Genomic DNA, 23857 nt, shown 5'->3' with positions numbered 1-23857 from the left:
GGGCCTCTCACTTGTCGTTCGCGAGTTCGTAGGTCCGGTCCTTGGCCGGGACGCTGGTGTCGCTGCCGGGCGCGACCAGCGCGAGCCTGACCCGCTGGGCGAAGGACTCGGCGTAGGTGATGCGCTGGGCGTCGATCGTGGAGAGCGCGAAGGTGATGGGGACGGTCTCGGTGGACTGCTGGCTCTTGTTGTCGGCGTTCGGGTCCAGCGCGGTGATCTCGCCCACGTCGAGCACCTTGGCACCGGTCACGATGATCTTGGACTGAGCAGGGTCGCCCTGACGCTGTCCGGGGAAGGTGGCGTACACGTTGACCGTGGAGCCCGGTGTGATCTTGCCGGCCACGCCGGTCGCCGCGTCGATCATGATGGCGACCTCCTGCTGCCCCGGCTGGAGGGCGGGCTGGTTCACGATCATGTCGCTCTGGAGCAGAGAGCCGTGCCGGAGCGTGGTGACCGCGATCTTGCCCCGGATCTGGGCGAGGTCGGTGACCGCGTTGGGCGACAGCCACCGCTTGGGCATCCTGATCTTCTCGAACTGGCTCGCGTTCAGCGGCGTGTACGGCTTCACATCGCTCTTGAGCTGGTACGCGGTGACCTCGGGGCCGACCTTGGACTTGACGTCGCTGATCACGGAGAGCACGCCCGCGAACGCGCCGATGGCGCAGATGACGGACAGGAGCAGGAGTATCACGCCGCGGCGCTGACGGGAGTTCATGGACCGTGCAACCTCATCGGGGATCTCGGTCGAGCGGGGTCGGATGGTGGGGGGCGGTGACGCCCGCGGTGCGGGCTCACCCTGGCAGGCGGCTCAGGCTCTCGGCTCAGGACTCACGGCTCACCCCGGGGATGCGTGACTGTGCTGGACGGGCCTGTCGAGACCGGGCGGTGTGGCGGAGCAGAAGACGCAGCGGTCCCCGATGACGTCGATGCCGCACCAGTGGCACACGCTCTGGCGCACCGAGGTGACCAGCTGGTACAGCACGGACAGGTCGGGCAGGTAGGTGCAGAACTCGACGAGCTTTCCCGTCCCCCACCAGGTGGCGGACTCGGCCGGGAGCGCGGCCTCGCGCAGTCCGAGCACGCGCCAGGCCGGGGCGAGAGCGGTGGCGATCCAGTCGGTCTGGAGCCGGCCCCTGGCGACCAGCATCCAGGTGGCGAAGTCCGGCCCGGCGAGGACGGTTTCCGGCCCGATCCGCACCAGCTGCGGCTCCGGGTGGGCGATCACGCCGAACTGGCTGCCCGGCACCCAGGACTTGGCATGCGCCTTGAGCCCGACGGGGACGCGGTCCAGGCGGGTGACGGAATTGAGTACGGCGCCGCAGTGGACGTAGTGGGTGAGCAGGCGGCCCGCCGAGGCGAGGACGCCGGGGCCGAGGTCACAGGAGGCCAGCTGCCTCAACTGGCGGACGAGGACGGCGGTTCCGAGCGGGGGCAGTTCGGGGCGGAACAGGGCGATACGGTCGCTCTCCAGCAGGGAGCGGACGGTGTGCAGCCGGCGCTGGACACCGTCGGGGACGGCGGGCGAGCAGACGACGATCACGTGTCCGTGCTGGTCGAGCAGGGCCGCCATGCCGTCGAGGGTCTGCTCCAGCGGCTGCCGGTCCAGGTCCTGGAGGACGACGGCGGGCACGGTGCGCTCGTCCTGGGCGGGCAGCGCCATGTCGGCGCTGGTGACAGCGATCGCAGTTGACACGCCAGCTCCCCGTTTGACGCCCGTCGGTGCACCGTCGTCGCTCCTCCAGTGCACTCAGTTGACTTCACTGCGTGACTACCTCAGCACTGTATCCACGCCTCTGTGAGCGGAGAACAGCGAATCCGTAGCTGGGTGGCAACCGCTCTTGCACAAGTCACGGCAAAACGGGGCAGCTTGAGCATCGGGAACGGCCCGAAAGCGTGGGCCCGGCGTCCGGCCGTTGACCCTGAGCCGAGTGCACGGGCCGAAGGAGTGTCAAACGCGGACAGCTGCGGGGAAGTTGGTCTGGACCTCTTGACAACGCAATTGGTCTGGACCAACTTGTACGGCTAGGGCCTTTCGTTCGGATCAGGCCGGATCAGGGAGCGGGGTCTGGTGCCGTGCATCGCAAGGCGGAGGAGGGCGTCATGGCGGAGTCATGGCAACCGACGACAACGCGGCGAGGCGCGGTGCCAGGGGCCGCGAGCCCGGCATGATCCAAACGAAAGGCCCCAGCGGTGGCCACCGTCCCCCCTGCTCCCCCCTGCTCCTCCCTGCTTCCCTTCCCCTCTCATCCCACCTCTCCCTTCCCCGGAGGCCTCAGTGGACCGCGTACCAGGCATGCCCACGAGCAGACGGCTGCGGCCGCTGCGCATCTGGTCCGGAGCCGTGACCGCGGCCGTCGCCCTCTCCCTCGCGGGCGCCGGCCAGGCGTCGGCGGCCGACGTCAACAACGCCAAGAACGCCGGATTCGAGTCGGGTCTGGGCAACTGGACGTGCTCGGCCGGCAGCGGTACAACCGTCTCCTCCCCGGTGCACAGCGGCTCGGCCGCGCTCAAGGCCACGCCGGCGGGGCTGGACAACGCCCAGTGCACCCAGACGGTGGCGGTCAAGCCCAACTCGACGTACACGCTGAGCGCGTGGGTGCAGGGCGGGTACGCCTACCTGGGCGCCACCGGCACGGGCACCACGGACGTCTCGACCTGGACGCCCGACACCCCGGCCTGGAAGCAGCTGCAGACCACCTTCACCACCGGCTCCTCGACCACGTCGGTGACGATCTACCTGCACGGCTGGTACGGCACGGCCGCCTACTACGCCGACGACGTCTCGGTGTTCGGCCCGGACGGGGGTGGCGGCGGTGACCCGGCCCCGACCGCTCCGGCGGCCCCGACCGGCCTGACGGCGACGGGGACGACGTCGTCCTCGGTGTCCCTGTCCTGGAGCACGGTCTCGAACGCGACCGGCTACAACGTCTACCGCAACGGCACCAAGGTCGCCTCGGTGACGGGCACCTCGGCGACGGTGACCGGCCTGACGGCCTCGACGTCGTACTCCTTCCAGGTCACGGCGACCAACGCGGCGGGCGAGTCGGCGAAATCGGCGACGGTGACGGCCACGACGGCGGGCAGCGGGGACCCCGGCCCGGTCACCGGCCTGCCCAAGCACGCGGTGACGGGCTACTGGCAGAACTTCAACAACGGCGCGACCGTCCAGAAGATCTCCGACGTCCCCTCCGCCTACGACATCATCGCGGTCGCCTTCGCCGACGCCACGACCACGCCCGGCGCGGTGACCTTCAACCTCGACTCCGCGGGCCTGGGCGGCTACACCGTCGACCAGTTCAAGGCGGACATCAAGGCCAAGCAGGCGGCCGGCAAGAAGGTCATCGTCTCGGTGGGCGGTGAGAAGGGCACGGTGTCGGTCAGCGACCCGGCATCGGCGACGAACTTCGCCGACTCGGTCTACTCCCTGATGCAGACGTACGGCTTCGACGGCGTCGACATCGACCTGGAGAACGGCCTGAACCCCACCTATATGACGCAGGCGCTGCGCGCCCTGTCCGCGAAGGCCGGGCCCAACCTCGTCATCACCATGGCGCCGCAGACGATCGACATGCAGTCGACCTCGGGCAGCTACTTCAAGACGGCCCTGAACATCAAGGACATCCTGACGGTCGTCAACACCCAGTACTACAACAGCGGCTCGATGCTGGGCTGTGACGGCAAGGTGTACTCGCAGGGCTCGGTGGACTTCCTGACCGCCCTGGCCTGCATCCAGCTGGAAGGCGGCCTCGCCCCGTCCCAGGTGGGCCTCGGCCTCCCCGCCTCCCCCAGCGGCGCGGGCAGCGGCTATGTCTCGCCGACCACCGTCAACAACGCCCTGGACTGCCTGACCAAGCTCACCGGCTGCGGCACCTTCAAGCCGTCGAAGACCTACCCCGACCTGCGCGGCGCCATGACCTGGTCCACCAACTGGGACGCCGCGGCCGGCAACGCCTGGTCCAACTCGGTCGGCGCCCACGTCCACGCGCTGCCGTAACCTGACCCCACCGATCCGATGCGACGCCCGGACCCGCAGGGTTCCGGGCGTCGCCCGCGTTCTCGGACGGATGAAACATTCCGGGGGGTCCGGCGCATCAATGAGGTGAGAGTGCTGGAGACGAGCGGGAAGCGGGGACGCATGAGGCAGAGGCGGGGAGAGGGGCACGACGGGTATCCGGAGTTCGCCGCGGCGCGTGCCGGGCAGCTCTACCGGTCCGCCTGCCTGCTCACCGGTGGGGACACCCATCTCGCCGAGGACCTCGTCCAGGAGACCCTCGGGCGCGTGTACGTCCGCTGGGGCCGGATCTCCCGGGTCGGCAATCCGGCCGGGTACGCGCAGACCGTCCTCACCCGGACCTTCCTCGCCCACAGGCGCCGTCACAGCAGCCGTCGGGAGCGCGCCACCGAAGTGCTCCCCGAGGTCCCGGAGCCGGACGCGGGCGGTGACGCTCCGCTGCGCCTGACCCTGCTGGACGCGCTCGGACGGCTGTCCGCCAAGGACCGGGCGGTGGTCGTCCTGCGCTACTGGGAGGACCGCAGCATCGAGGAGACGGCCGCCGTGATGAACACCAGCTCGGCCGCCGTGCGGACGCGCTGCGTCCGCGCGCTCGCCCGGCTGCGTCTGCTCCTCGGTGACGCCCTCGGCGAGTACGCCCGCCCCTGACCCGCTCCTCCGGCGCACGCATCATCGACCAACGTCCCAGAAACGGCGGTTCGCCATGCCTGCTGAACACCACGACGAACACCACGACCCCTTCGAGGAACGGTTCGCCGACGCCCTGCGCGACGCCGGCACCACGTTCGCGACCGACCAGCAGGAGCTGGCCGCCGGCGGTCAAGCGCGCGGGCGGCGGCTGCGGGCGCGGCGACGGGCCGCCGTCGCGGGCGGTGTGGCCGCGGTCGCGCTCATCGGGGTGGGCGGCGCCCTGGTCCTGCCCGGCGGGCAGGGGGACGGCGGCGGCCGGCGGTCCGTGGCCGGGGGCCCGTCCTCGGGGCGGGCCGGCTCCGGCGCCTCCGGAGCCGCCGCGCCCGGGTCCGCCGGCTCCGGCGTCTCCGGCGACGAGCTGGTCCGCACCCTCGAAAAGCTGCTGCCGAAGGGAAAGTTCACCGACACGACCGGCCGCGGCACCGATGAGACGGACGGACCCGGGGCCTACCCGAGCCCCTTCGCCCAGGTCGTGTACGACGACGGCCGGGGCAAGGCCGCCATCGCCCTGTCCCTGGGTCTGGTACAGCCCCGCAGCCAGGAGGCCGCCCAGACCACCGAGTGCCCCGACCGGGTGTACATCGCCTACGACAGCTGCACCAGCACCAAGCTGTCCGACGGTTCCGCCCTGATGATCCTCAAGGGCTACGAGTACCCGAACAAGCGCAGCGGAACGAAGCTGTGGCGCGCGGAACTCGTGACGCCGGCGGGCGCGCACGTCAGCGTGCAGGAGTGGAACGCCGCCACCGAGAAGGACTCGCCCGTCACCCGCGCCCAACCGCCGCTGTCCGCCGAGCAGTTGAAGACGCTGGTCACCGCGCCCGAATGGCGTGCCGCCGCGGGCGCCATCCCCGTCGATCCCCGGATGACCGCCGCGCCGAGCGCGACGACGGCCCACCACGGCTCGATCCCGGCGACGCTCGCCCGACTGATGCCGCACGGCGTGAAGGTCGTCTCCCGGAGCCGGTCGGACGACTACGAGTTCGGGTACGTCGTCGTCGACGACGGCCGGGGCAAGAGCCTGGTGCAGATCAACGTCCAGCCGGACATGCGGGACGTGGAGGATCAGCTCTTCGGGCCCGGGACCAGGACCCTGCCCGACGGGACCAAGGTCGTCCGGCGCAAGCAGGACGGCGAGAAGGGCATCGCCGGGATCGTCATGTGGACCGTGGACACCATCCGGCCCGACGGCCGCCGTGTGGTCATCAGCGCCTTCAACTCCGGTGCGCAGAACACCCCGGCGACCCGTCAGGCCCCGGCCCTGACCATGAAGCAGCTGGAGGCGATCGCCACCGACCAGAAGTGGCTCAAGATCGGCTGATCGCCGTGTCCTCGTCCGCCGCGCCGGAGGGGTGGTCCTGGTCCGCCTCTCCGGAGGCCTGGTCCTGCTCCGCCGCGCCGGACTCGTCCGCCGCGCCGTCCTGGTCGTCCGCCTCACCGTCGTCGAAGTAGGCGTCCAGAACCTCGTCCAGCCGGCTCTCCCACTCGCCGAAGCGGGACCTGGAGGGTGCCTCGATCTCGATGGGGTACCAGCGGCGCTCCGGTGTGTGCACGGTGATCGTGAACCGCTTGCCGAAGCGTGGCGTCGCCGTCTCCACGGCGCCGATCTCGTCCCAGCGGAACTCGCACTCCTGGTCGTCCAGGCCGAGACGTACGCCCCGGTGGTCGGCGACGATCCGGGCGCGGCGGTCGGCGGCCTCGAAGACGGGGCCGTCGGGAGCCTCGTCGTCAGCGGCGGGCTCCTCGGCCCCTTCCGCCGCGGGCTCCTCGGGGCCTTCGGCGGCGGCCTCCCCGGCCTCCGCGCTCGCCTCCTCCGGCTCCGGCTTCGTGCCGTCCGGCCTGGCGTCCTCCGGCGTCGCGCCCTCCGGCTTCGCGTCGTCCGGCTCGTCGGTCGCCGGGGGCGTGAGGCCGGGGATGAACGCCGGGTCGAATCCGGCGCCCGTCACGGGCTCGTTCTTCAGGGGCTGGCTGCTCGAACCTATGCGCTGCTCCACAGCGGGCAGTATGGTCGACGATCCTGTGCCCGGCACAGCCAGCCCCTACTTCGTTATCGGATGCCTACAACGGCACCACCTGACACCCGCTCACACGAACACGCTCAGCACGGCGGCCACCGCGAAGCCCGCGACCGACAGCACGCTCTCCAGCACCGTCCATGTCTTCAGCGTGTCCCGTTCGCTGATGCCGAAGTACTTCGCCACCATCCAGAAGCCGCCGTCGTTGACGTGCGAGGCGAAGATCGAGCCGGCCGAGATCGCCATGATGACCAGGGCGACGAAGGCCTGCGAGTGGTGGCCCTCGGCCAGCAGCGGGGCCACGATGCCCGCCGTGGTCACGATCGCCACCGTCGCCGAACCCTGCGCCACCCGCAGCACCAGCGAGATCAGGTAGGAGAGCACGATCACCGGCAGGCCCACGCCGTTGAAGGTGTCCGACAGGGCCTGGGCGACCCCGCTCGCCTTCAGGACCGCGCCGAAGACCCCGCCCGCGCCGACCACCAGCAGGATGTTGCCGACCGGCTTCAGGGACGCCGTGGACACCGTCTCCAGCGACTTGCGGGACCAGCCCCGGCGGATGCCCAGCAGGTAGTACGCCAGCAGCAGCGCGATCGTCAGCGCCACGAACGGGTGGCCGAAGAACTCGATCACCGACCGGCCCGTGGACGGGTCCAGGGCGACCGAGGAGAAGGTGGCCGCGAGGATCAGCACCAGGGGCGTACCGATGATGCCGAGAACCGTCGCGAGCGCCACCGGCTGCTCCTGGGGCCGTACGCCCGAGCGTCGCTGCTCCTCCAGGACCGCGCGCTTGGCCTCGTCCGCCGCCTCGACCATGTCCTGCGGCACCTCGACGAAGATCCGCCTGCCGATCCACGCGGAGTACGCCCAGGCGGCCAGCACCGCCGGGATGCCGCAGACGATGCCCATGAGGATGATCCAGCCGAGCTGCACGTGGAGCAGGCCGGCCGCGGCCACCGGACCCGGGTGCGGGGGCAGGAACGCGTGCGTCATGGACAGGCCCGCGAGCAGCGGCAGGCAGTACAGCAGGATCGACTTGCCGCTGCGCTTGGCGGCGGCGTAGACGAGGGGCGCGAGCACGAAGATGCCCACGTCGAAGAAGACCGGGATGCCGAAGATCAGACCGGTCAGACCCATGGCCAGGGGTGCGCGCCGCTCACCGAAGAGCCCCAGCAGGCGGGAGGCGAGCACTTCCGCGCCCCCGCTGACTTCGAGGATCGCGCCGAGCATGGTGCCGAGGCCGATGATGACGGCGACATGGCCCAAGATGCCGCCCATGCCGGACTCGATGGTGGAGACGGCGTCGGAGCGCTGGACGGTGCCGAAGAGTTCGGTGACGGACAGACCGGCGAGCAGGCCGACGGCTATGGAGACGGCGAGCAGCGCCACGAACGGCTGGAGTCTCGCCTTCATGATCAGGAAGAGCAGCAGCGCTATGCCGAGGGCGGCGACCAGCAGGAGTCCGGTGGTGCCGTCGACGAGGAGGAGCAGCCCTCCGGTGTGGGGTGGTGCGGCGGGAGCGGGGGCGGCGAGCGGATGGGACATAGGGGGGTCCTCTGGGTAAGTACATTCGGCTTTCGGGCAGGGCGGATCGCGGCACGGCGCCCGGGGGATGGTGGGCGCCGGGCCGTGCAGGCGGTGCTGAGGGGGGTGGGGGAGGGGAGAGCGGCGTCAGCCGAGGACGGCGAGCGCGTCGATCTCGATGAGGAGTCCCGCGGGCAGTCCGACGTAGACCGTGGTGCGCGCGGCGGGCGGCCGGGTCAGGCCCTGCTCCTCGAAGTAGGCGTTGTAAATGCTGTTCATCTCGGCGAAGTGGTCCACATCCGTGAGGTAGACGCGGATCATCATCACGTCGTCCCAGCCGGCGCCGCCCTCTTCGAGGATCGCCTTGACGTTGGCGAGGGTCTGGAGGGTCTGCTCGCGCAGGGTGGGGCCGGCGGGCGTGGGGGGCTTGCCCTCCTCGGCGGGCAGGAAGCCGACCTGTCCGGCGACCTGGAGGATGTTGCCCTTCTTCACACCGTGGGAGAACTTCGCGGGCGGGGTGGTGTGGGTCTTGGGGGTGAGCGCGGTCTTCTCGGTCATGCGGTGTCCCTGTCTGGGGTGGTCGCGGGGGTGGTCACGGGGGTTCTCCCGGAGTACTCGCCGCTGATGGCGTCCGCGGTACGGCGCACCAGCGGGAGCAGGGTGAGGAGTTCTTCGGCGGTGACGACGACGTTCGGCGCGGAGACCGACATCGCGGCGACCACCCGGCCGTCGGCGCCCCGGACGGGGGCGGCGACGCAGTTGATGGACTCCTCGTGGCCACCGAGGTCGGTGGCCCAGCCCTGTTCGCGCACCGTCGCCAACTCCTTGAGGAAAGCAGCGGCGTTGGGTGTCGAACGGGCCGTGTACAGGGGGTACTCGAGCTTCTCCGCGACGGCGCGGCGCTCGGCCTCGGGCAGGTCGGCCAGCAGCAGCTTGGCCACGGCGGCCACGGTGATGGCGACCGGCTTGCCGATCCGCGAGTACATGCGCACCGGGTAGCGGCTCTCCACCTTGTCGATGTAGAGCACCTCGCCCTCCTCGTACACGGCGAGGTGGACGGTGTGTCCGCAGCTCTCGTTCAGCCGGGTCAGGTGCGGGTGGGCGATCTCGCGGATGTCGAGGTTCTCCATCGCCTCCTGGGCGAGGGCGAAGAGGCGGGCGCCGAGGCGGTAGCGCTGGTCGGACTGGCGGTAGACCAGGCCGTGCTCATGGAGGGTGCGCAGCAGCCGCAGGGCGGTGGACTTGTGGACGCCGAGGCGGTCGGCGACCTGTCCGAGGTCGGCGGGCCCCTCGGCGAGCAGCGGCAGGATGCTCAGCGCGCGGTCGACGGTCTGGCTCATGGCGTACGTACCTCCTCCTCGGCCCCCTGTGCGGTGCCCGTCCAGCCGGGGCCGAGTCGAAGTCTCCCCCACGCGTCCTCGTCGAGGGCGGTCAGCCGGTCGGCGTGGTCGCGGGCGGCGGGCGCGGCGAGGTCTCCGGGGACGGTGAGCGCGGCGGCGGCCATGAGGTGGCCGTGGCGCAGCCGGTCGCGTACGGGCAGCCCGCGCAGGGTGGCGGACAGGAAGCCGGCGGCGAAGGCGTCCCCGGCGCCGACGTGGGCGACGACGTCGACCTCGGGGGCCCGGACGAACGTCGCGTGGCCGTCGCCGTCCTCCAGGCCGTCGGTGTTCCTGTCGAACGCGGTCGCTCCGCCCGCGCCGTGCTTGACGACGACGGTCTCCGGCTCGGGCAGCGCCTCCCGGACGGCCCGGCCACCGTGAAGTCCCCAGGCCTCACGGGCCTCGTCGTCGCCGACGAACACCAGGTCGGCGCGGCGCGCCAGCTCCAGCAGCACCCCCGGCCCGTCGGCGTCCCGCCACAGTCCGGGCCGGAAGTTGACGTCGAAGGAGACCAGCGGGCGTCCGGGGCGGGGCGCCGTCAGCGCGCGCATCAGCGCGAGGCAGTCGTCGGAGAGCGCCGCCGTGATGCCCGACAGGTGCAGCACGCGGCACGCGCCGAGCGCCGCCGTGTCGACGTTGCCGACCGCCATCGCGGAGGCCGCCGAACCGGCCCGGTAGTAGGCGACCTCGTGGGCGTCGGTGGCGCGGTCCCCGGCGGTGCGGAAGTAGATGCCGGTGGGGCGGGCCGGGTCGCGCCGTACGGCCGAGACGTCGACGCCGTAGGAGCCGATCGTCTCCACCAGATGGTCGCCGAAGCCGTCCGCGCCGACCCGGCCGACCCAGCGCACGGAGTGCCCGGCGGCGGCGAGCGTGCAGGCCACGTTGGACTCGGCGCCGCCGATGGCGCGTTCGAACGACGGTACGTCGGCGAGGCGGCCGGGGCGGGTGGGCAGGAACGTGACCATGGACTCGCCGAGCGCGACGACGTCCACGACGCCGGGGCTGTTGCAGGGTCCGGTGACGGTCACGATGCTCGTGGCTCCTCGGGAGGTGAGTGAGGTGATGGTCGCGGGACTTCCGTTCGTTGACCTCGTGTGGCCAGGATGTTAGACAGCAGTAAGCGACACATGCAATGAGCATTGCATTATATGCAACGCACCTGATCAGGGAGGTCCCATGAAGAGTGAGGCGCTCGCCCGCCTGGCCGAGGAACGCGTCGACCACCGGTTCAAGGGACTCCCGCCGGACGCGGACGGGCTGACCGTCGGCGAGCTGGCCGCCCAGCGCCGCAACCTCTTCGCCGACGGCTTCGCCACGCCCGTGCTCGCGCTGTCCGCCGAGCACCTGGAGCACAACCTGAGGCTGATGGAGACGTACGCGGCCCGCCACGGCCTCGCCTTCGCACCGCACGGCAAGACCTCCATGGCGCCCCGGCTCTTCCACCGGCAGATCGAGCACGGGGCGTGGGGCATCACGCTCGCCGTACCGCATCAGGTGCGCGTCGCACGGGCGTTCGGCGTCGAGCGGGTCTTCCTGGCCAACGAGCTGGTGGACCCGGCCGCCCTGCGCTGGATCGCCGCCGAGCTGGCCGCCGACCCGTCCTTCCGTTTCGTCTGCTACGTCGACTCCGTGCGCGGCGTCGAACTGATGGACGCCGCGCTGCGGGAGGCCGGGGCCGCGCGTGCGGTGGACGTGGTCGTGGAGCTCGGCGCGGGCGAGGGCGCGCGCACCGGGATCCGTACGGAGGCGGAGTGCGCGGCCGTCGCCGACGCGGTGGCGGCCACCGGGACCCTGCGGCTGGTGGGGGTCGCCGGGTACGAGGGCGAGGTCCCGCAGGCGGACCCGGAGCGGGTGCGATCGTGGCTGCGCCGGCTCGTCGCCCTCGCCGTGGACTTCGACAAGGCCGGGCGGTTCACCGGGACCGACGAGATCGTGGTGAGCGCGGGCGGCAGCGCCTGGTTCGACGCGGTGGCCGACGTGTTCGCCGAGATCCCCGCGCTGTCCTTGCCGGTGCTGAAGCTGCTGCGCTCGGGCGCGTACGTCTCGCACGACGACGGCCACTACCGGAAGATCACCCCCTTCAACCGCGTCCCCGAGGAGGGTGCCCTGGAGCCCGCCTTCCGCCTGTGGGCGCAGGTCGTCTCCCGTCCCACCGCCGAGCAGGCCTTCGCCAACGCCGGCAAGCGGGACGCCGCCTACGACCTCGACCTGCCCTTCGCCCAGGTGGTACGCAGGGGCGGCGACGGCGGCGGCGAACGCCTGGCCACCGGCATCACCGTCACCGGGCTGTCCGACCAGCACACCTGGCTGCGCACCACGCCGGAGGCCGGCCTGGAGGTCGGCGACTGGATCGGCATGGGCCTGTCGCACCCGTGCACGTCCTTCGACAAGTGGCCGCTGATCCCGGTCGCACAGGCGGACGGCACGGTCGTCGACTACATCCGCACGTTCTTCTAGAAGCCCGGGCAGAAGCCAGAGGCGTTCTTCCACAGGCCACAAGCCACAAGCACCGGGAGGAGACCCCCATGGATCCGGTCGAACTCGCCGACCTCACCGATCTCGTCATCCGTGACGCGGACGTCGTCGACGGCACCGGCGCGCCCTCCTGCCGCGCCGACGTGGCGATCAAGGACGGCCGGATCGTGTCGATCGTCAAGGAGGCCGCGGCGGCCGGCTGCCAGCGGCCCCGTGCACGGAGGGAGCTGGACGCGGAGGGCCTGGTCCTCTCCCCCGGCTTCATCGACATGCACGCCCACAGCGACCTCGCCCTGTTGCGCGACCCCGACCACAGCGCCAAGGCCGCGCAGGGCGTCACCCTGGAGGTGATCGGCCAGGACGGGCTGTCGTACGCGCCGGTCGACGACCGCACCCTTCAGGAGGTGCGCCGGGCGATCACCGGCTGGAACGGGTACGGCGACGACATCGACTTCGGCTGGCGCTCGGTGGGCGAGTACCTGGACCGGCTCGACCACGGCTTCGGCGGTGAGGGCATCGCCGTCAACGCGGCCTATCTGATCCCGCAGGGCACGGTCCGCGCGCTCGCCGTGGGCTGGGAGGACCGCGAGGCCACGCCCGCGGAGCTGGACCGGATGCGGCACCTGGTCGCCGACGGTATGCGGCAGGGCGCCGTCGGCATGTCCTCCGGGCTCACCTACACGCCCGGGATGTACGCGAAGGACGCCGAACTGACCGAGCTGTGCCGGGTGGTGGCGGCGCACGGCGGCTACTACTGCCCGCACCACCGCAGTTACGGCGCCGGGGCGCTCGAGGCCTACGAGGAGATGGTGTCCCTCACCCGCGAGGCGGGCTGCCCGCTGCACCTCGCGCACGCCACCATGAACTTCGGCCCGAACAAGGGCCGGGCCCCCGAGCTGCTGGCGCTCCTGGACGACGCGCTCGCCGCCGGCGCCGACATCACCCTCGACACCTATCCCTACACCCCCGGCTGCACCACCCTGGTCGCCCTGCTGCCGAGCTGGGCGAGCGAGGGCGGCCCGGAGCAGATCCTCAAGCGGCTCACCGACGAGGCGACCGCCGAGCGGATCCGCCACCATCTGGAGGTCACCGGCTCCGACGGCTGCCACGGTGTGCCGGTGGAGTGGGAGACGATCGAGGTCTCCGGGGTGACCGCGCCCGCGCTCGCGGAGTACGTCGGCCACACCGTCCGGGCCTCGGCGGACCGGCGCGGCGAGAGTCCCTGGACGGTCGCCCGCCGCCTCCTGACCGACGACCGGCTCGGCACGACGATCCTCCAGCACGTCGGCCACGAGGAGAACGTCCGTACGATCATGCGCCACCGCGTGCACACCGGCGGCTCCGACGGCATCCTCCAGGGCACCAAGCCGCATCCGCGCGCCTACGGCACCTTCCCGCAGTATCTGGGCCGGTACGTGCGGGAGTTGGGCGTGCTGTCGCTGGAGGAGTGCGTCGCGCACCTCACCGGCCGCCCCGCGGCCCGGCTGCGGCTGCCGGACCGGGGGATCGTCCGCGAGGGCCACCGGGCCGACCTGGTCCTCTTCGACCCGGCCACGGTCGCACCGGGCGCCACCTTCGAACAGCCGCGCGCACTGCCGACGGGAATCCCGTACGTCCTGATCGACGGCCGGTTCGTGATCGAGGACGGGCGGCGCACGGACGTGCTGGCGGGGCGGGCGGTCCGCGGTACTCCGGCGTGACCGCCCGCCGCGGCGCACAGTACGGCCCTCGGCAGGGCTACGGCTTGGGCAGGACGCAGCCGCTCGCGTTCAGGTCGAGCCTGTTGCCGGTGGTGAAGCAGGCCGGTATCTGGTACGTCTCCTCGGCGTAGTTGATGCCCTGCCGGACGGTGACGTTGCCGCTCTCGTCGACCTCGCACGGGTTGTTCACCGTGCAGCGCTCGCCGTCCTCGTTGCCGGTGTTGTTGACGGCGACGACCTTGCCGGTGGCGGTGTCGACGACGGGCGAGCCCGACGTGCCGCCGATGGTGTCGCAGGCGGAGGTGTAGCGGACGGAGTCCTTCCAGGTCCAGTCGCCCTCCTTCAGGCGGTAGACGAAGCCGTCGATGCTGCAGCTGTAGACGCGCCTCCAGTAGCCGGAGACGACCTTGATGGACGTGCCCGCGACCGGGTGGGTGTCGCTCAGGGTCAGCGCGGAGATGCCGTAGGAGCCGCGGATCTGCGCGTAGGTGCGGGTGAGCTGGTAGATCGTGACGTCCGTGTCGGTCATGGTCGAGTAGGCGACCTTGGCGGCGCGCAGCGTCGCGACCCGGGTGCCGGCCGAGTTGAGCAGGCCGAAGGAGCGGCTGGAGGACTGGCCGACGATGACCTCGCCGGGCTCCGGGAAGCCGGTCTCCAGGCAGTGGCCGTTGGTGAGCACGAGCGCCGGGTCGCTGTCCGCGGAGGCCGGGAAGCGGATGAGAGAGCCGGAGCAGTTGCTCAGCGCGACGGTGCCGGCGAAGTCGACGGCCTTGAGCGCGGGCGCCGCGCCGGCCGTCTTCGTCGCGGGCGCGGGCGCCGCACCGCCGGTCTGCGTGGCGGCGACCGCGGGTGCCATGCCCGCCCCGGTGATCACCAGGGTCGCGAGCGTGGCGAGGAGAGGCTTGTTCATGTGGGGGTCCCCTCTTTCAGACGCGGGCGGCCGGAGATCTTCCGGTCGCCTGTCTTGTCATGCGCATTGTGATAGCGCGAGGGGACGGCCACAAGAAGCCGTCAGGCCGAAGCCGACAGGCTGTAAGTCGTCAGGCGGGAGGTCGTCGGGCGGGAGGTCGTCAGGCGACGGTCCTTCAGGCGACGGGCCTTCAGGCGACGGGCCTTCAGGCGACGGGCCGTCAGGAGGTGCCGAGCCGTCGGACGTCGAGACACGACCTAGGACACCTAGGACCTTTCGTTTGGATCAGGCCGGATCAGGGAGCGGGGTCTGGTGCTGGGGGCACCTCCCACGCCATTCAGGCAGTGAGGGAGCATCGCAAGGCGGAGGAGGCGTCATGGCGGAGCCATGGCAACCGACGACAACGCGGCGAGGCGCGGTGCCAGCGGCCGCGAGCCCGGCGTGATCCAAACGAAGGGCCCTAGTGCCAGTGCCCGCCGCCGTGGCCCCCGTGACCGCGGCCGACGGAACCCGGTGCGCTGGACGTGGGGGTGGGCGTCGGCGTCGGGGCGGTGGCCGAGGTGCTGGAGGTGGAACCCGACGGGGACGGCGCCGCGCTCGTCCGGGAGCCCGGGGCGCTCTGCGACGCGGTGGCGTCCGCGCTCGACGTGGCGGCCGGGGAGCTACGACCCTCGTCCGAGGCAGAGGCCCCTGGGACGCCGGCCGACGCCGGGTCCTGCGGGGACCCCGCGGACGGGGTGTCGCTCGCGGCCGTGTCCGTGCCGGCCGTCGACCCCCCGTGCTCCCGGTCGCCCCGCGATCCGCTCCCCGACGAGTTCAGCGCCGAGAAACCGGCGATCACGGCGAGGGACACGGCCCCCACGGCCCCGGCGGCGACCACCGCGCGCCGCGACCGCCGGGCACCGCGCCGCTGCTCCGCCCGCCGCGCCCGCCGCCCGCCGGCCGGCTCCACACCGCCGGCCGTCTCCGCGCGGCCGCCCGGCTCCGGACCGCCGTGCGGCTCGGCACCGCTGTCCGGTTCCTGACCGGGATACGGCTCCGCAGCGCCGTACGGTACTGCCCCGCCGTACTGTCCGACCCCGCCGTACTGTTCCGCGCCCTCGTGCCGCTCCGCACCCGGCCGTCTCTCGACCGAGGACGGTTCGCCCGGCACCGGGGGCAGCTCCCGTGTCTCGTCGTACGCGGTCTGCCATCCATGGGCGGCCGCCGGGTCGGCGTACTCCTCGTACGCCGGGGTCGGCGCGGCCTGCGGGTGGTACACGTTCGGCGGCTCCTGGGGCCCGTCACCCGAGTGGGGGACACCAGGAGTCTGCGGAGGCATGGACATGGCCTGAAATCCTAGGTACCCGAGGGGCTCATGGGACAGCTACCGCCGGTAATCCCCCTTTCCGGCCGTCTCGCGTGGCGGATAACACGACCCATGGGGCGTTACCAAGCCGTAAGCTCCCAGACATGCAGGTGATCCAGTCGACCAAGCTCGCCAATGTCTGTTACGAGATCCGGGGCCCGGTTCTCGAGGAGGCCATGCGGCTTGAGGCGGCGGGTCACCGCATCCTCAAGCTCAACACCGGCAATCCGGCCGCCTTCGGTTTCGACTGCCCGCCGGAGATCCTGGAGGACATCCTCCGCAACGTCTCCACGGCCCACGGCTACGGCGACGCCAAGGGCCTGCTGGCCGCCCGCCGCGCGGTCGTCATGCACAACCAGACCCTCGGCATCGAGACCGACGTCGAGCACGTGTTCATCGGCAACGGCGTCTCCGAGCTGATCGTGATGGCGATGCAGGGGCTGCTGGACGACGGCGACGAGGTGCTCGTACCGGCACCGGACTACCCGCTGTGGACGGCCGCCGTCTCGCTGTCCGGCGGCACCGCCGTCCACTACCGCTGCGACGAGCAGTCCGACTGGATGCCCGACCTCGCCGACGTGGAGCGCAAGGTCACCGACCGCACCAAGGCGATCGTCATCATCAACCCGAACAACCCCACGGGCGCGGTCTACGACCCGTCCGTGCTCAAGGGCCTGACGGACATCGCCCGCCGGCACAACCTGCTGGTGTGCTCCGACGAGATCTACGACAAGATCCTCTACGACGGCGCCACCCACACCCCGACCGCCGCGATAGCGCCCGACCTGCTGACGCTGACCTTCAACGGCATGTCCAAGGCGTACCGGGTGGCCGGCTACCGGGTCGGCTGGATGTCGATCTCCGGCCCGCGCGCCCACGCCGACTCCTACATCGAGGGCCTGACGATCCTGGCCAACATGCGTCTGTGCGCGAACATGCCGGGACAGCACGGCGTGGTCGCGGCGCTCAGCGGCAGGCAGTCCATCAAGGACCTGGTCCTGCCGGGCGGCCGGCTCAAGGAGCAGCTTGACGTCGCCTACGAGCTGCTCACCCAGATCCCGGGGGTGACCTGTGTACGCCCCAAGGGGGCGCTGTACCTCTTCCCGCGCCTGGACCCCAAGGTCTTCAAGATCAGGGACGACCGTCGGATGGTCCTGGACCTGCTGCGCCGGGAGAAGATCATGGTCGTGCAGGGCACGGGCTTCAACTGGCCCGAGCCGGACCACTTCCGGGTCGTCACGCTGCCCTCGGTCGGCGACCTGCGCGACGCGGTCGGCCGGATCGGCACCTTCCTGGACGGGTACAGCCAGCCCTGAGTCACGGCCGGCGCCGGTCAATGCTCGCATTCACTCACGGTGCCCTTACGACCCAGCTGCGCGAACCGACTCAACTTTAGACGGATTCTAAGCTAGGATGCCTTCTGTCAGAGCACAGGAGGCCATCCACCATGTACGAACCGATCCGCACCAAGTCGGTCCACAGCACGATGGCCGGCACCACCTCCGACTTCCCCCACCGTTCCCGGGAGGAGGAGCTGGACATCCAGCTCGCGGGTCATCTCGCGGCCCTGCTCGCCACCACGGACGAGCTGCGCGCCATGACCCCCTCCGCCGACCTGGACACGGCGGCCGAGCGCCTCGCCGGCCAGGTGACCCGGCTGCGCGCGGGGCGTGCCCCGGTCCGCGCGTCGATGACCGCCGGTGCCGTCGGCCAGGGTCCGGCCGAGGCGGCGGCGCTGCACCAGAGGGCGCACGCGCTCGCCGGTCGCGCCCTCGTCGTCGCCGCGTCCCGGGCGGACACCGCGGCGGCCATCCTGGCGGCCGAGCGGATGGACGCGCACGCGGCCGCCGCCGAGCGGGGAGAGCACCAGGAGCTGAGTGGCGCCGCCTCATGAACGGCCCCGGTCCGCGTGCACCCGCAGCGACGCGCGGACCGGGCGCCATCACACCGTGCCGGCGATCGCGGCGGCCGCAGGCCGGGACCTCCTGACCCGCCCTTCGGTCCTCCGGTCCTCCGGATTCCGGGTGAGCTACGGCGGGCATCCTGACGAGTACGCGTCAGCCAAAGATCACCACAAAGAGGACGAACGCCACCAGGATCGCGAGCACGATCATCCAGACCGGCCAGTTCCCGCGGCCCTGCGGCTCTTCCGGGCCGCCGCCGCGCGGACGGTCCTCCGCCAGGTCCGGGGTCTCCGGGCGGTCGTGCTTGTAGAAGTCACCATCTCCAGCCATGCCCTGATCACCCTCCTTCACCGGGGTGACTCCCGGGTACCCCCGAGCTGACCCGGCCATACGGCCGCGCACCACGAAGGAGGTCGGCTCGCACACCCGCGCACGCCGAAGAAGCCGCGTACATGCGCGGTGTGCCCCACCGGAGGTCTACTCCACATGTATGGGAGGCGGCGTGCATTCGGGTGGTCCGCAGACCTCTCAACCCTGCCGAACGGAGTCTTGGCCGGGGCGCCCTCGTAACGTCGGCGGCAATGACGGTGGCTCGGGCTTCAGTACTGTCGGCTCCCGGAGAGAGCTCCGACAATTTCGGTTTCGACCGAAGAAAACCAGCCACCTCCGTCTCCCTCACCATTCCACGAGATGTGACAAAGTGAAACACAAGCGTTTGTGGGCAGGGGCCGCAGGCCTGGCAGCGGTTGCCGCCGGGGCGTGTATCTGGGCCACTCAACCGGACTCGGCCGCGCATCCCGAGTCAAAAGCCCCGCCGGTGGTCCGGACCGAGCAGGTGGAAACACTTCTGCAGACCGCACTCGAACAGCAGCGGAAACAGAATTTTCCTGGTGCTTCCCGGGCCTACCGGCGGGCACTGGAACTGGACCCGCGCAGCAAGGTCGCGTGGTACGGACTGGGTGTCCTCGCTCAGCAGAACGGCAACATGGGGGATGCCCAGGCAGCGTACGAAAGAGCTTTGAAGATCGACCCGTCGTTCACCTCGGCTCTGTTCAGCGAGGCGACGCTGCTGAAGTCGAGTCGACCCGATCAGGCCGTGAAACTGCTGAAGCGCGCCACGGAGGCCGAGCCGAAGGCGACCGCGATCCGTATGCAACTCGGTCTCCTCCTGGCCGAGCAGGGCAGTGACCACGAGGCCACGCAGCAGTTTCGCCGCGCCGTCGCGGCCGATCCTTCGCTGCTTCCCCAGGTACCGGAACGACTCCGGGGGTCCGTCGGTCCCCCGCCGACTCCGCACCGCACAGAGACCACCGGATGACGTCGATCGCGACACCCTTCGCCATGAGGAAGGCCGCCGCACGCTGCGGCGGCCTTCCGCTGGTCGGTCAGGCGGTTCCGCCACCGAATTTCCGGCACCGGGGCAGTGAACGCCGATGGTGCCCGCGAGGCCGAAGCCTCGGGGCACCATCGGGCATGTCCAGGTTCAGCGGACCGACGGCACCAGGCCGCCGCTCACCTGGGTGCTACGGCACCCTGGCGCAGACCGCGAAGGCCTGGATCGTGGAATCCGTCCCGTCAGTATTGGCACCGGCAAGGTGATTGGCGCTTGCCTCCCACCCGTCCCTGGGCGTCGCCTTGATCGGGATGCTCATGGACACGTTCCCGCTGTTACCGGGGCCCATGATGATGAATCCGCCGCCGGTGACCTGGTCGTTGTCATCGCAGAGGGCAATCGACAAGGCGTCGTCCTCGGAGACTACGTTGCCAGGCACAACGTAGGTGGAGAGGTTCCCGGCGGGGCCGGTGTCACCCGTCGGCCCCTTGTCACCCGTCGGCCCCGTGTCACCCGTCGGTCCCTTGTCACCCGTCGGCCCCGTGTCACCCCGCGGACCCGTCGGGCCCGTGTCACCCCGCGGACCCGTCGGGCCCGTGGCACCCCGAGGTCCGGTGGGGCCCGTCTTGCCGGGCTTGCCGTCGTGGCAGTCACCGCTGGGGCCGTAGTCGCCGTGCTCGCCGTAGTCGTAACACGAGTCGCCGCCGCCTGCCTGGACCGACCTCATGGGGCCGCCGGACATGCTGACCGCGCCGGCGATGGTCATGGTGTTCGGAACGACGTTGAGTGCGACGGCAAGCGCCCCCGCCGACACCAGCGTGGCGGACTTCAGACGCGAACGTCGAATTGTTCTTTGGTTCAAGAGAACTTCACCAACATTCTCGTAGGGGCCGAACCATGGCATGCGAGCGCACACGGGCCGACCTACCTTTTTTGTTCCGTCGCCCTTGGCGCCGGATGAGACGATTCTTAACTTTCCGCGAGCGAACGGTTACGCATTTGCCCGTGTCGCGATTGATGATCACCCGGGCGGAGTCAAAGCCGTGCAGACTTCTGCGTTATCCCGGGCATTCGGCAAACGAGGGCGCCGGACGTCTATCACTGCGAGCGCAGACGGAGAATGGTGAGTTGTCCTCCAGCGCCATGAAGGCGTGGCCCCAGCCCTTTCGCGAGTTGGACGCAACGACGCGTCGCAATGCCGGGCCGGACCGCATCCCTCCTCATCGGCCGCCGGAGAACCGGTGCGGATGTCGCCGACCACGTCGAGCACGGCGCCGCTGACGCAGGTGGGCTACCAGGCCGAGCCCGGTCGGACCGGCGCGCAGCCCGACGCCGCGCAATGTGCCGGGGATGGAACGGGAGCCGTTACCGCGGGATGCCGTCCTTCAGACGGATGCCTTTCGTTCGGCCTTCCTCTTGACCACCGGCTGGGGAATCCCGCGGAGGCGTTCCGCGGGGAAGCGGCGGTTGTCGAGCGTCTGCCTGCGAACGGCTTCCGGTAGATCGGACATTGCCAGGAGGCGGTCGCAGGCGCGCAGCGACGCTGCTGCGTCACCCGCCCAGTAGGCGGCGATGGAGTATTCGAAGAGCAGCCCCCATCGGTAGACCCACGGATAAACGAAGAGGATGTCGTCGGGCATTCTCCTGTCCAGCGCGGTGCGTACGACTGCGTGAGCCACCTGGTGGTGACCTCGTTTCCGCAGTCGCGACGCGAGTTCGTAGCAGGCCTCCAGTCTCTGGGGCCGTGACTGCCAGGCTGCGGAGAGCGCGTCCATGGCCCTGGGCCACTTACCCGTTTCCGCGTACAGGACGCCGGCCTGAAGCAGCGAGTAGTAAACCTCTTCTCCCCAACCGCCCATCTCGGCCCGCCGCTCGTACAGCCGAATGGCCTCGGCCGAGTTGCCCATGTCCCGCATGGTCTGCGCGAGGTAGAACACGGTTCGTGTGTTGCTCGGGTCCCGTTCCAGTTCGGCGCTGAGCAGACGTGCGTCGCGCTCGAATTTGTCATGACGGCTTCCGCCGTCCGCGTGGTCTTCGATGACGAGCGCGTCGAGGTTGTCTCTGGTGTGGTGTCCGTCGGTGTCGATGTATTCGTGAGTGACGCCTTCGTAACGCCACGGAAGGCTTCCACGCACCAGGCGCTTGATGCGGTATTCGGTGGCACCCTCGTGGCGGATCATATAGGCGTCGGCGGTCAGTCGCGGCAGAGGACCTTCCCTGCGCAGGACGTGATCGGCATCCAGCAGAAGGAGGTAGTCCGCCTTTCCTCGGGCGTGCCGGATGTTCAGTGACCGGTTGTGGCCGAAGTTGACCCAGGGCTCCTCGTGCAGTTCACCTGGGATCCCCTCCAGGGCGGCACGAATGAGCCCCTGGGTTCCGTCAGTCGACCCGGTGTCCGAAATGACCCAGGTGTCGATCAGGTCGCGGACGGAGGACAGACAGCGTTCGATCACGGCTGCCTCGTTCTTGACGATCATGCACAGGCAGATGGACGGCTTCACTGCTTCACCAACCATGTGAGTTCGAAGGGATCGCGAAGAGGAGAGCGGTAACGGTGAACTCACCGGCTGCCGCCTTCATGGACGTAGGGTCGACGACCTGGCACATCGGCAACTCCCGGTGCCAGGACGTGTGATGTGGTCATCGATGTGCGACGGTCACGTCCGGCGGCGCAGCAGGATGAAGCCCTGCTCATCGACGACGGTGCGGTAGCCATGGGCCTTGGCCTGCGCCAGCGACTGCTGTTCCGCCGCCCAGCTTTGCGGCCACCGCATGCTCGTGGGCACCCACGTGTCCACCATGATCCAGTCAGGGTGGGGGCGACTGCTGTACCAGCCGTAGACGCTCACGCTGGTGCGGTTGGTGAGTTGCGGCACCAGAAGGGTCGAGGCCTGGACCGTCGCATTGTCAGGAATGCTTTCCATGATCTTGTGGGCGAGGGCAACCCGTGGGCTCGTTCGCCACGTTTCCGGCTGGACCAGCTGCCACAAGGGAAAGTTCGGCAGGATCAGGAGAGCGACGGCAGCAGACCCGAGCAGATAGCGCCGCATGCTTCCGCGGTTCGAACGGCGAAGGGAAAGCGCGTCGATGAAGGCAGCGAAGACGATGGGCATCAGCACCATCGAGTAGTGGAAGTCGGTGCCCCAGTGCACCGAGTTGCTCGAGAGGAACCGCCACGCCAGGGTGGGTACCGCGATCAGCATCAGCGAGGACCGGAGCGCCAGGAACAAGGTCGGCGCCAGCAGCAGCACGAACGTGGTCAGCTTCGTCTCGGGCGTGATGAGGCCGATCGTGCTCTTGTACAGGAATCCGGCCAGTCCGCCTCCCGAGCCGGCAGTGCCCTGCGGGCTGTCGGCCAACCACCAGTAGCCGAACGTCCCGCTCGGGTTGATGGCCGGCAGGATGGCCAGGAGACACAGCGCCGTTCCGATCAGGCCGGCCGCCGCTGTGAGGAGACCGAGCCGGCGGTCTCCGCGCCACACGATCAACAGGCCGATCGCGGCCACGGTGAGACCGAGGTCCTCTTTCACGAGGAGCAGTGGCAGGGCCCAGGCCACCGCGGTCCTGGGCCTGCCCAGCGACAGTGCGGCCAGTGAGAAGCTGATCAGCGGAACCGCAAAGGCCACTTCATGAAAGTCGAAGCCGACACCACTTGCGATTCCCCAGGAAAGGCCATAGCAGACGGCGATGACCCGAGCCGCGGAGTCACCGAGGGCTTTGCGGGCCCAAAAGGCGAGGGGCACCACGCTTACCGCCAGCAGTGCCGCCTGCACCACGAGCAGACATTCGGGTGACGACCATACTCGGTAGAACGGCGCCACAAGAACGAGAATCGGGGAGAAGTGGTCTCCCAGGGCCGGAAAGTCCGGCCCCTTGAGCTCCGACACCGGCAGATGCCCCGATGCGTAGGAGCGAATCACCTGTTCGAAGATGCCCAGATCGTAGCTATGGGACAGCATGCGCTGATGGAGGCGCAACGACACGGCTGAGTAGACGGCAAACAGTGAGCCCGCCAGCGCCCAGACCCACCACGCGGATGACAGACGCACGCGAGGCGGTGACGTCTCCTCCACCTTCTCCGCTGCGGCCGGCTGCTGAGGCAGCGCGACACCGCGCACGGTCGGTGATTGCATGCCAAACGCCTTTCGTCCGGGAGTGGATCACATCTGCGGAGCGGTCACAAGATGCCATCCAGCTGGGAAGAAGGCGCTTCGATCCGGCGCAGGGTATGGGTCAAATCCACCGATCGGACGCGGCCTGACAAATGTCGCTTGTTCTGATTTTCTCCATCGAAGGCTGCCACACGGGCGCGCTACCCGGCCAAAGCTGAACCGAGTGACGCCGGTCCGGGGTCCCGAAGCAGGTCGGTTTCTCCTTGTGCACCATCGCGTTCCCGTTCCCCCTCTCGTGAGACCGTGACACGCGCCGGTGGGGTGGGAGCCGGGTGCGCACGCCGAAGGGGCCGGACGCGCACGCCGTTGTGCGTATCCGGCCCCTGAGGCCCTGCCGGGCCTGGCCACGCCGCGGCCGACCGGAGCGACATCGCAGGTCAGGGCACGTCGCGGCC

21 protein-coding genes are annotated in these 23857 nt (G+C 70.2%); 8 read left to right on the top strand and 13 right to left on the bottom strand.

Going from position 1 to position 23857, the window contains the following annotated elements:
- Positions 1 to 7: 7 nt before the first annotated feature.
- Together cpaB and R2S09_RS08020 are read right to left on the bottom strand one after the other, a co-directional pair.
- On the bottom strand, positions 8 to 715 hold the full coding sequence (cpaB, locus tag R2S09_RS08025) for a Flp pilus assembly protein CpaB (protein ID WP_306189584.1): 708 nt from the start codon (positions 713 to 715) through the stop codon (positions 8 to 10).
- Positions 716 to 835: 120 nt separating this feature from the next.
- Positions 836 to 1660, bottom strand: coding sequence for a hypothetical protein (locus R2S09_RS08020; protein ID WP_316740341.1), 825 nt, complete (start codon positions 1658 to 1660; stop codon positions 836 to 838).
- A gap of 633 nt (positions 1661 to 2293) precedes the next feature.
- Between R2S09_RS08020 and R2S09_RS08015 the strand changes: the two genes are divergently transcribed.
- The 3 genes from R2S09_RS08015 (at position 2294) to R2S09_RS08005 (ending at position 6023) form a co-directional block, all read left to right on the top strand.
- Entirely contained in the window at positions 2294 to 3994 is a 1701-nt protein-coding gene (locus tag R2S09_RS08015; protein ID WP_316740257.1) for a glycoside hydrolase family 18 protein, read from the top strand.
- 141 nt (positions 3995 to 4135) lie between these two features.
- Entirely contained in the window at positions 4136 to 4660 is a 525-nt protein-coding gene (locus tag R2S09_RS08010) for a SigE family RNA polymerase sigma factor (protein ID WP_316740256.1), read from the top strand.
- Between the two features lie 55 nt (positions 4661 to 4715).
- Positions 4716 to 6023: a hypothetical protein gene (locus R2S09_RS08005; protein ID WP_316740255.1), complete on the top strand. Its 1308-nt coding sequence runs from the start codon at positions 4716 to 4718 to the stop codon at positions 6021 to 6023.
- Here the strand turns inward: R2S09_RS08005 and R2S09_RS08000 are convergent.
- From R2S09_RS08000 to R2S09_RS07980, 5 genes are all read right to left on the bottom strand, one after another.
- Complete coding sequence (locus R2S09_RS08000) at positions 6010 to 6696, bottom strand: hypothetical protein (protein ID WP_316740254.1); 687 nt, start codon at positions 6694 to 6696, stop codon at positions 6010 to 6012. The two genes, R2S09_RS08005 and R2S09_RS08000, sit on opposite strands and share 14 nt — an antisense overlap.
- Positions 6697 to 6786: 90 nt before the next feature.
- On the bottom strand, positions 6787 to 8262 hold the full coding sequence (locus R2S09_RS07995; protein ID WP_316740253.1) for a gluconate:H+ symporter: 1476 nt from the start codon (positions 8260 to 8262) through the stop codon (positions 6787 to 6789).
- 126 nt (positions 8263 to 8388) lie between these two features.
- Positions 8389 to 8799 carry a RidA family protein gene (locus R2S09_RS07990; protein ID WP_306189590.1) on the bottom strand — a complete coding sequence of 137 codons (411 nt, stop codon included), beginning with the start codon at positions 8797 to 8799 and terminating at the stop codon, positions 8389 to 8391.
- The gene (locus R2S09_RS07985; protein WP_306189591.1) at positions 8796 to 9581 is read right to left on the bottom strand and encodes an IclR family transcriptional regulator; all 786 of its coding nucleotides are present in this window, start codon (positions 9579 to 9581) and stop codon (positions 8796 to 8798) included. Before R2S09_RS07985 ends, R2S09_RS07990 begins: the two co-directional genes overlap by 4 nt.
- Positions 9578 to 10648: a sugar kinase gene (locus R2S09_RS07980; protein ID WP_306189592.1), complete on the bottom strand. Its 1071-nt coding sequence runs from the start codon at positions 10646 to 10648 to the stop codon at positions 9578 to 9580. Before R2S09_RS07980 ends, R2S09_RS07985 begins: the two co-directional genes overlap by 4 nt.
- Positions 10649 to 10796: 148 nt before the next feature.
- Here R2S09_RS07980 and R2S09_RS07975 point away from each other — a divergent pair, with 148 nt between their 5' ends.
- Positions 10797 to 12077 carry an alanine racemase gene (locus R2S09_RS07975; RefSeq protein WP_306189593.1) on the top strand — a complete coding sequence of 427 codons (1281 nt, stop codon included), beginning with the start codon at positions 10797 to 10799 and terminating at the stop codon, positions 12075 to 12077.
- 68 nt (positions 12078 to 12145) lie between these two features.
- The gene (locus tag R2S09_RS07970) at positions 12146 to 13795 is read left to right on the top strand and encodes a D-aminoacylase (RefSeq protein WP_316740252.1); all 1650 of its coding nucleotides are present in this window, start codon (positions 12146 to 12148) and stop codon (positions 13793 to 13795) included.
- A 37-nt stretch (positions 13796 to 13832) separates the two neighbouring features.
- On the opposite strand, the gene R2S09_RS07965 is transcribed toward R2S09_RS07970, so the two are convergent.
- Positions 13833 to 14705, bottom strand: coding sequence for a serine protease (locus R2S09_RS07965; protein ID WP_306189595.1), 873 nt, complete (start codon positions 14703 to 14705; stop codon positions 13833 to 13835).
- Between the two features lie 460 nt (positions 14706 to 15165).
- On the bottom strand, positions 15166 to 16032 hold the full coding sequence (locus R2S09_RS07960) for a hypothetical protein (protein ID WP_316740251.1): 867 nt from the start codon (positions 16030 to 16032) through the stop codon (positions 15166 to 15168).
- 125 nt (positions 16033 to 16157) lie between these two features.
- Here R2S09_RS07960 and R2S09_RS07955 point away from each other — a divergent pair, with 125 nt between their 5' ends.
- On the top strand, positions 16158 to 17369 hold the full coding sequence (locus R2S09_RS07955; protein ID WP_306186118.1) for a pyridoxal phosphate-dependent aminotransferase: 1212 nt from the start codon (positions 16158 to 16160) through the stop codon (positions 17367 to 17369).
- Positions 17370 to 17500: 131 nt separating this feature from the next.
- Positions 17501 to 17947, top strand: coding sequence for a hypothetical protein (locus R2S09_RS07950; protein WP_316740250.1), 447 nt, complete (start codon positions 17501 to 17503; stop codon positions 17945 to 17947).
- A gap of 163 nt (positions 17948 to 18110) precedes the next feature.
- Here R2S09_RS07950 and R2S09_RS07945 read toward each other — a convergent pair whose 3' ends face one another.
- Positions 18111 to 18287, bottom strand: a complete 177-nt coding sequence (locus R2S09_RS07945) for a hypothetical protein (protein ID WP_316740249.1) — start codon at positions 18285 to 18287, stop codon at positions 18111 to 18113.
- 370 nt (positions 18288 to 18657) lie between these two features.
- Here R2S09_RS07945 and R2S09_RS07940 point away from each other — a divergent pair, with 370 nt between their 5' ends.
- Complete coding sequence (locus R2S09_RS07940; RefSeq protein WP_316740248.1) at positions 18658 to 19275, top strand: tetratricopeptide repeat protein; 618 nt, start codon at positions 18658 to 18660, stop codon at positions 19273 to 19275.
- 205 nt (positions 19276 to 19480) lie between these two features.
- Here R2S09_RS07940 and R2S09_RS07935 read toward each other — a convergent pair whose 3' ends face one another.
- The 3 genes from R2S09_RS07935 to R2S09_RS07925 form a co-directional block, all read right to left on the bottom strand.
- Positions 19481 to 20194 (bottom strand): hypothetical protein, encoded by a 714-nt coding sequence (locus R2S09_RS07935; RefSeq protein ID WP_316740247.1) that lies wholly within the window; start codon positions 20192 to 20194, stop codon positions 19481 to 19483.
- A gap of 481 nt (positions 20195 to 20675) precedes the next feature.
- A complete protein-coding gene (locus tag R2S09_RS07930; RefSeq protein ID WP_316740246.1) occupies positions 20676 to 21767 on the bottom strand; it encodes a glycosyltransferase in 1092 nt (363 codons plus the stop codon).
- A 180-nt stretch (positions 21768 to 21947) separates the two neighbouring features.
- Entirely contained in the window at positions 21948 to 23423 is a 1476-nt protein-coding gene (locus tag R2S09_RS07925; RefSeq protein ID WP_316740245.1) for a DUF2079 domain-containing protein, read from the bottom strand.
- Positions 23424 to 23857: the final 434 nt, after the last annotated feature.

The organism is Streptomyces sp. MK7, from assembly GCF_032658145.1.
Taxonomy (GTDB): domain Bacteria; phylum Actinomycetota; class Actinomycetes; order Streptomycetales; family Streptomycetaceae; genus Streptomyces; species Streptomyces spiralis.
This window is presented reverse-complemented; position numbering and strand designations above follow the sequence as displayed.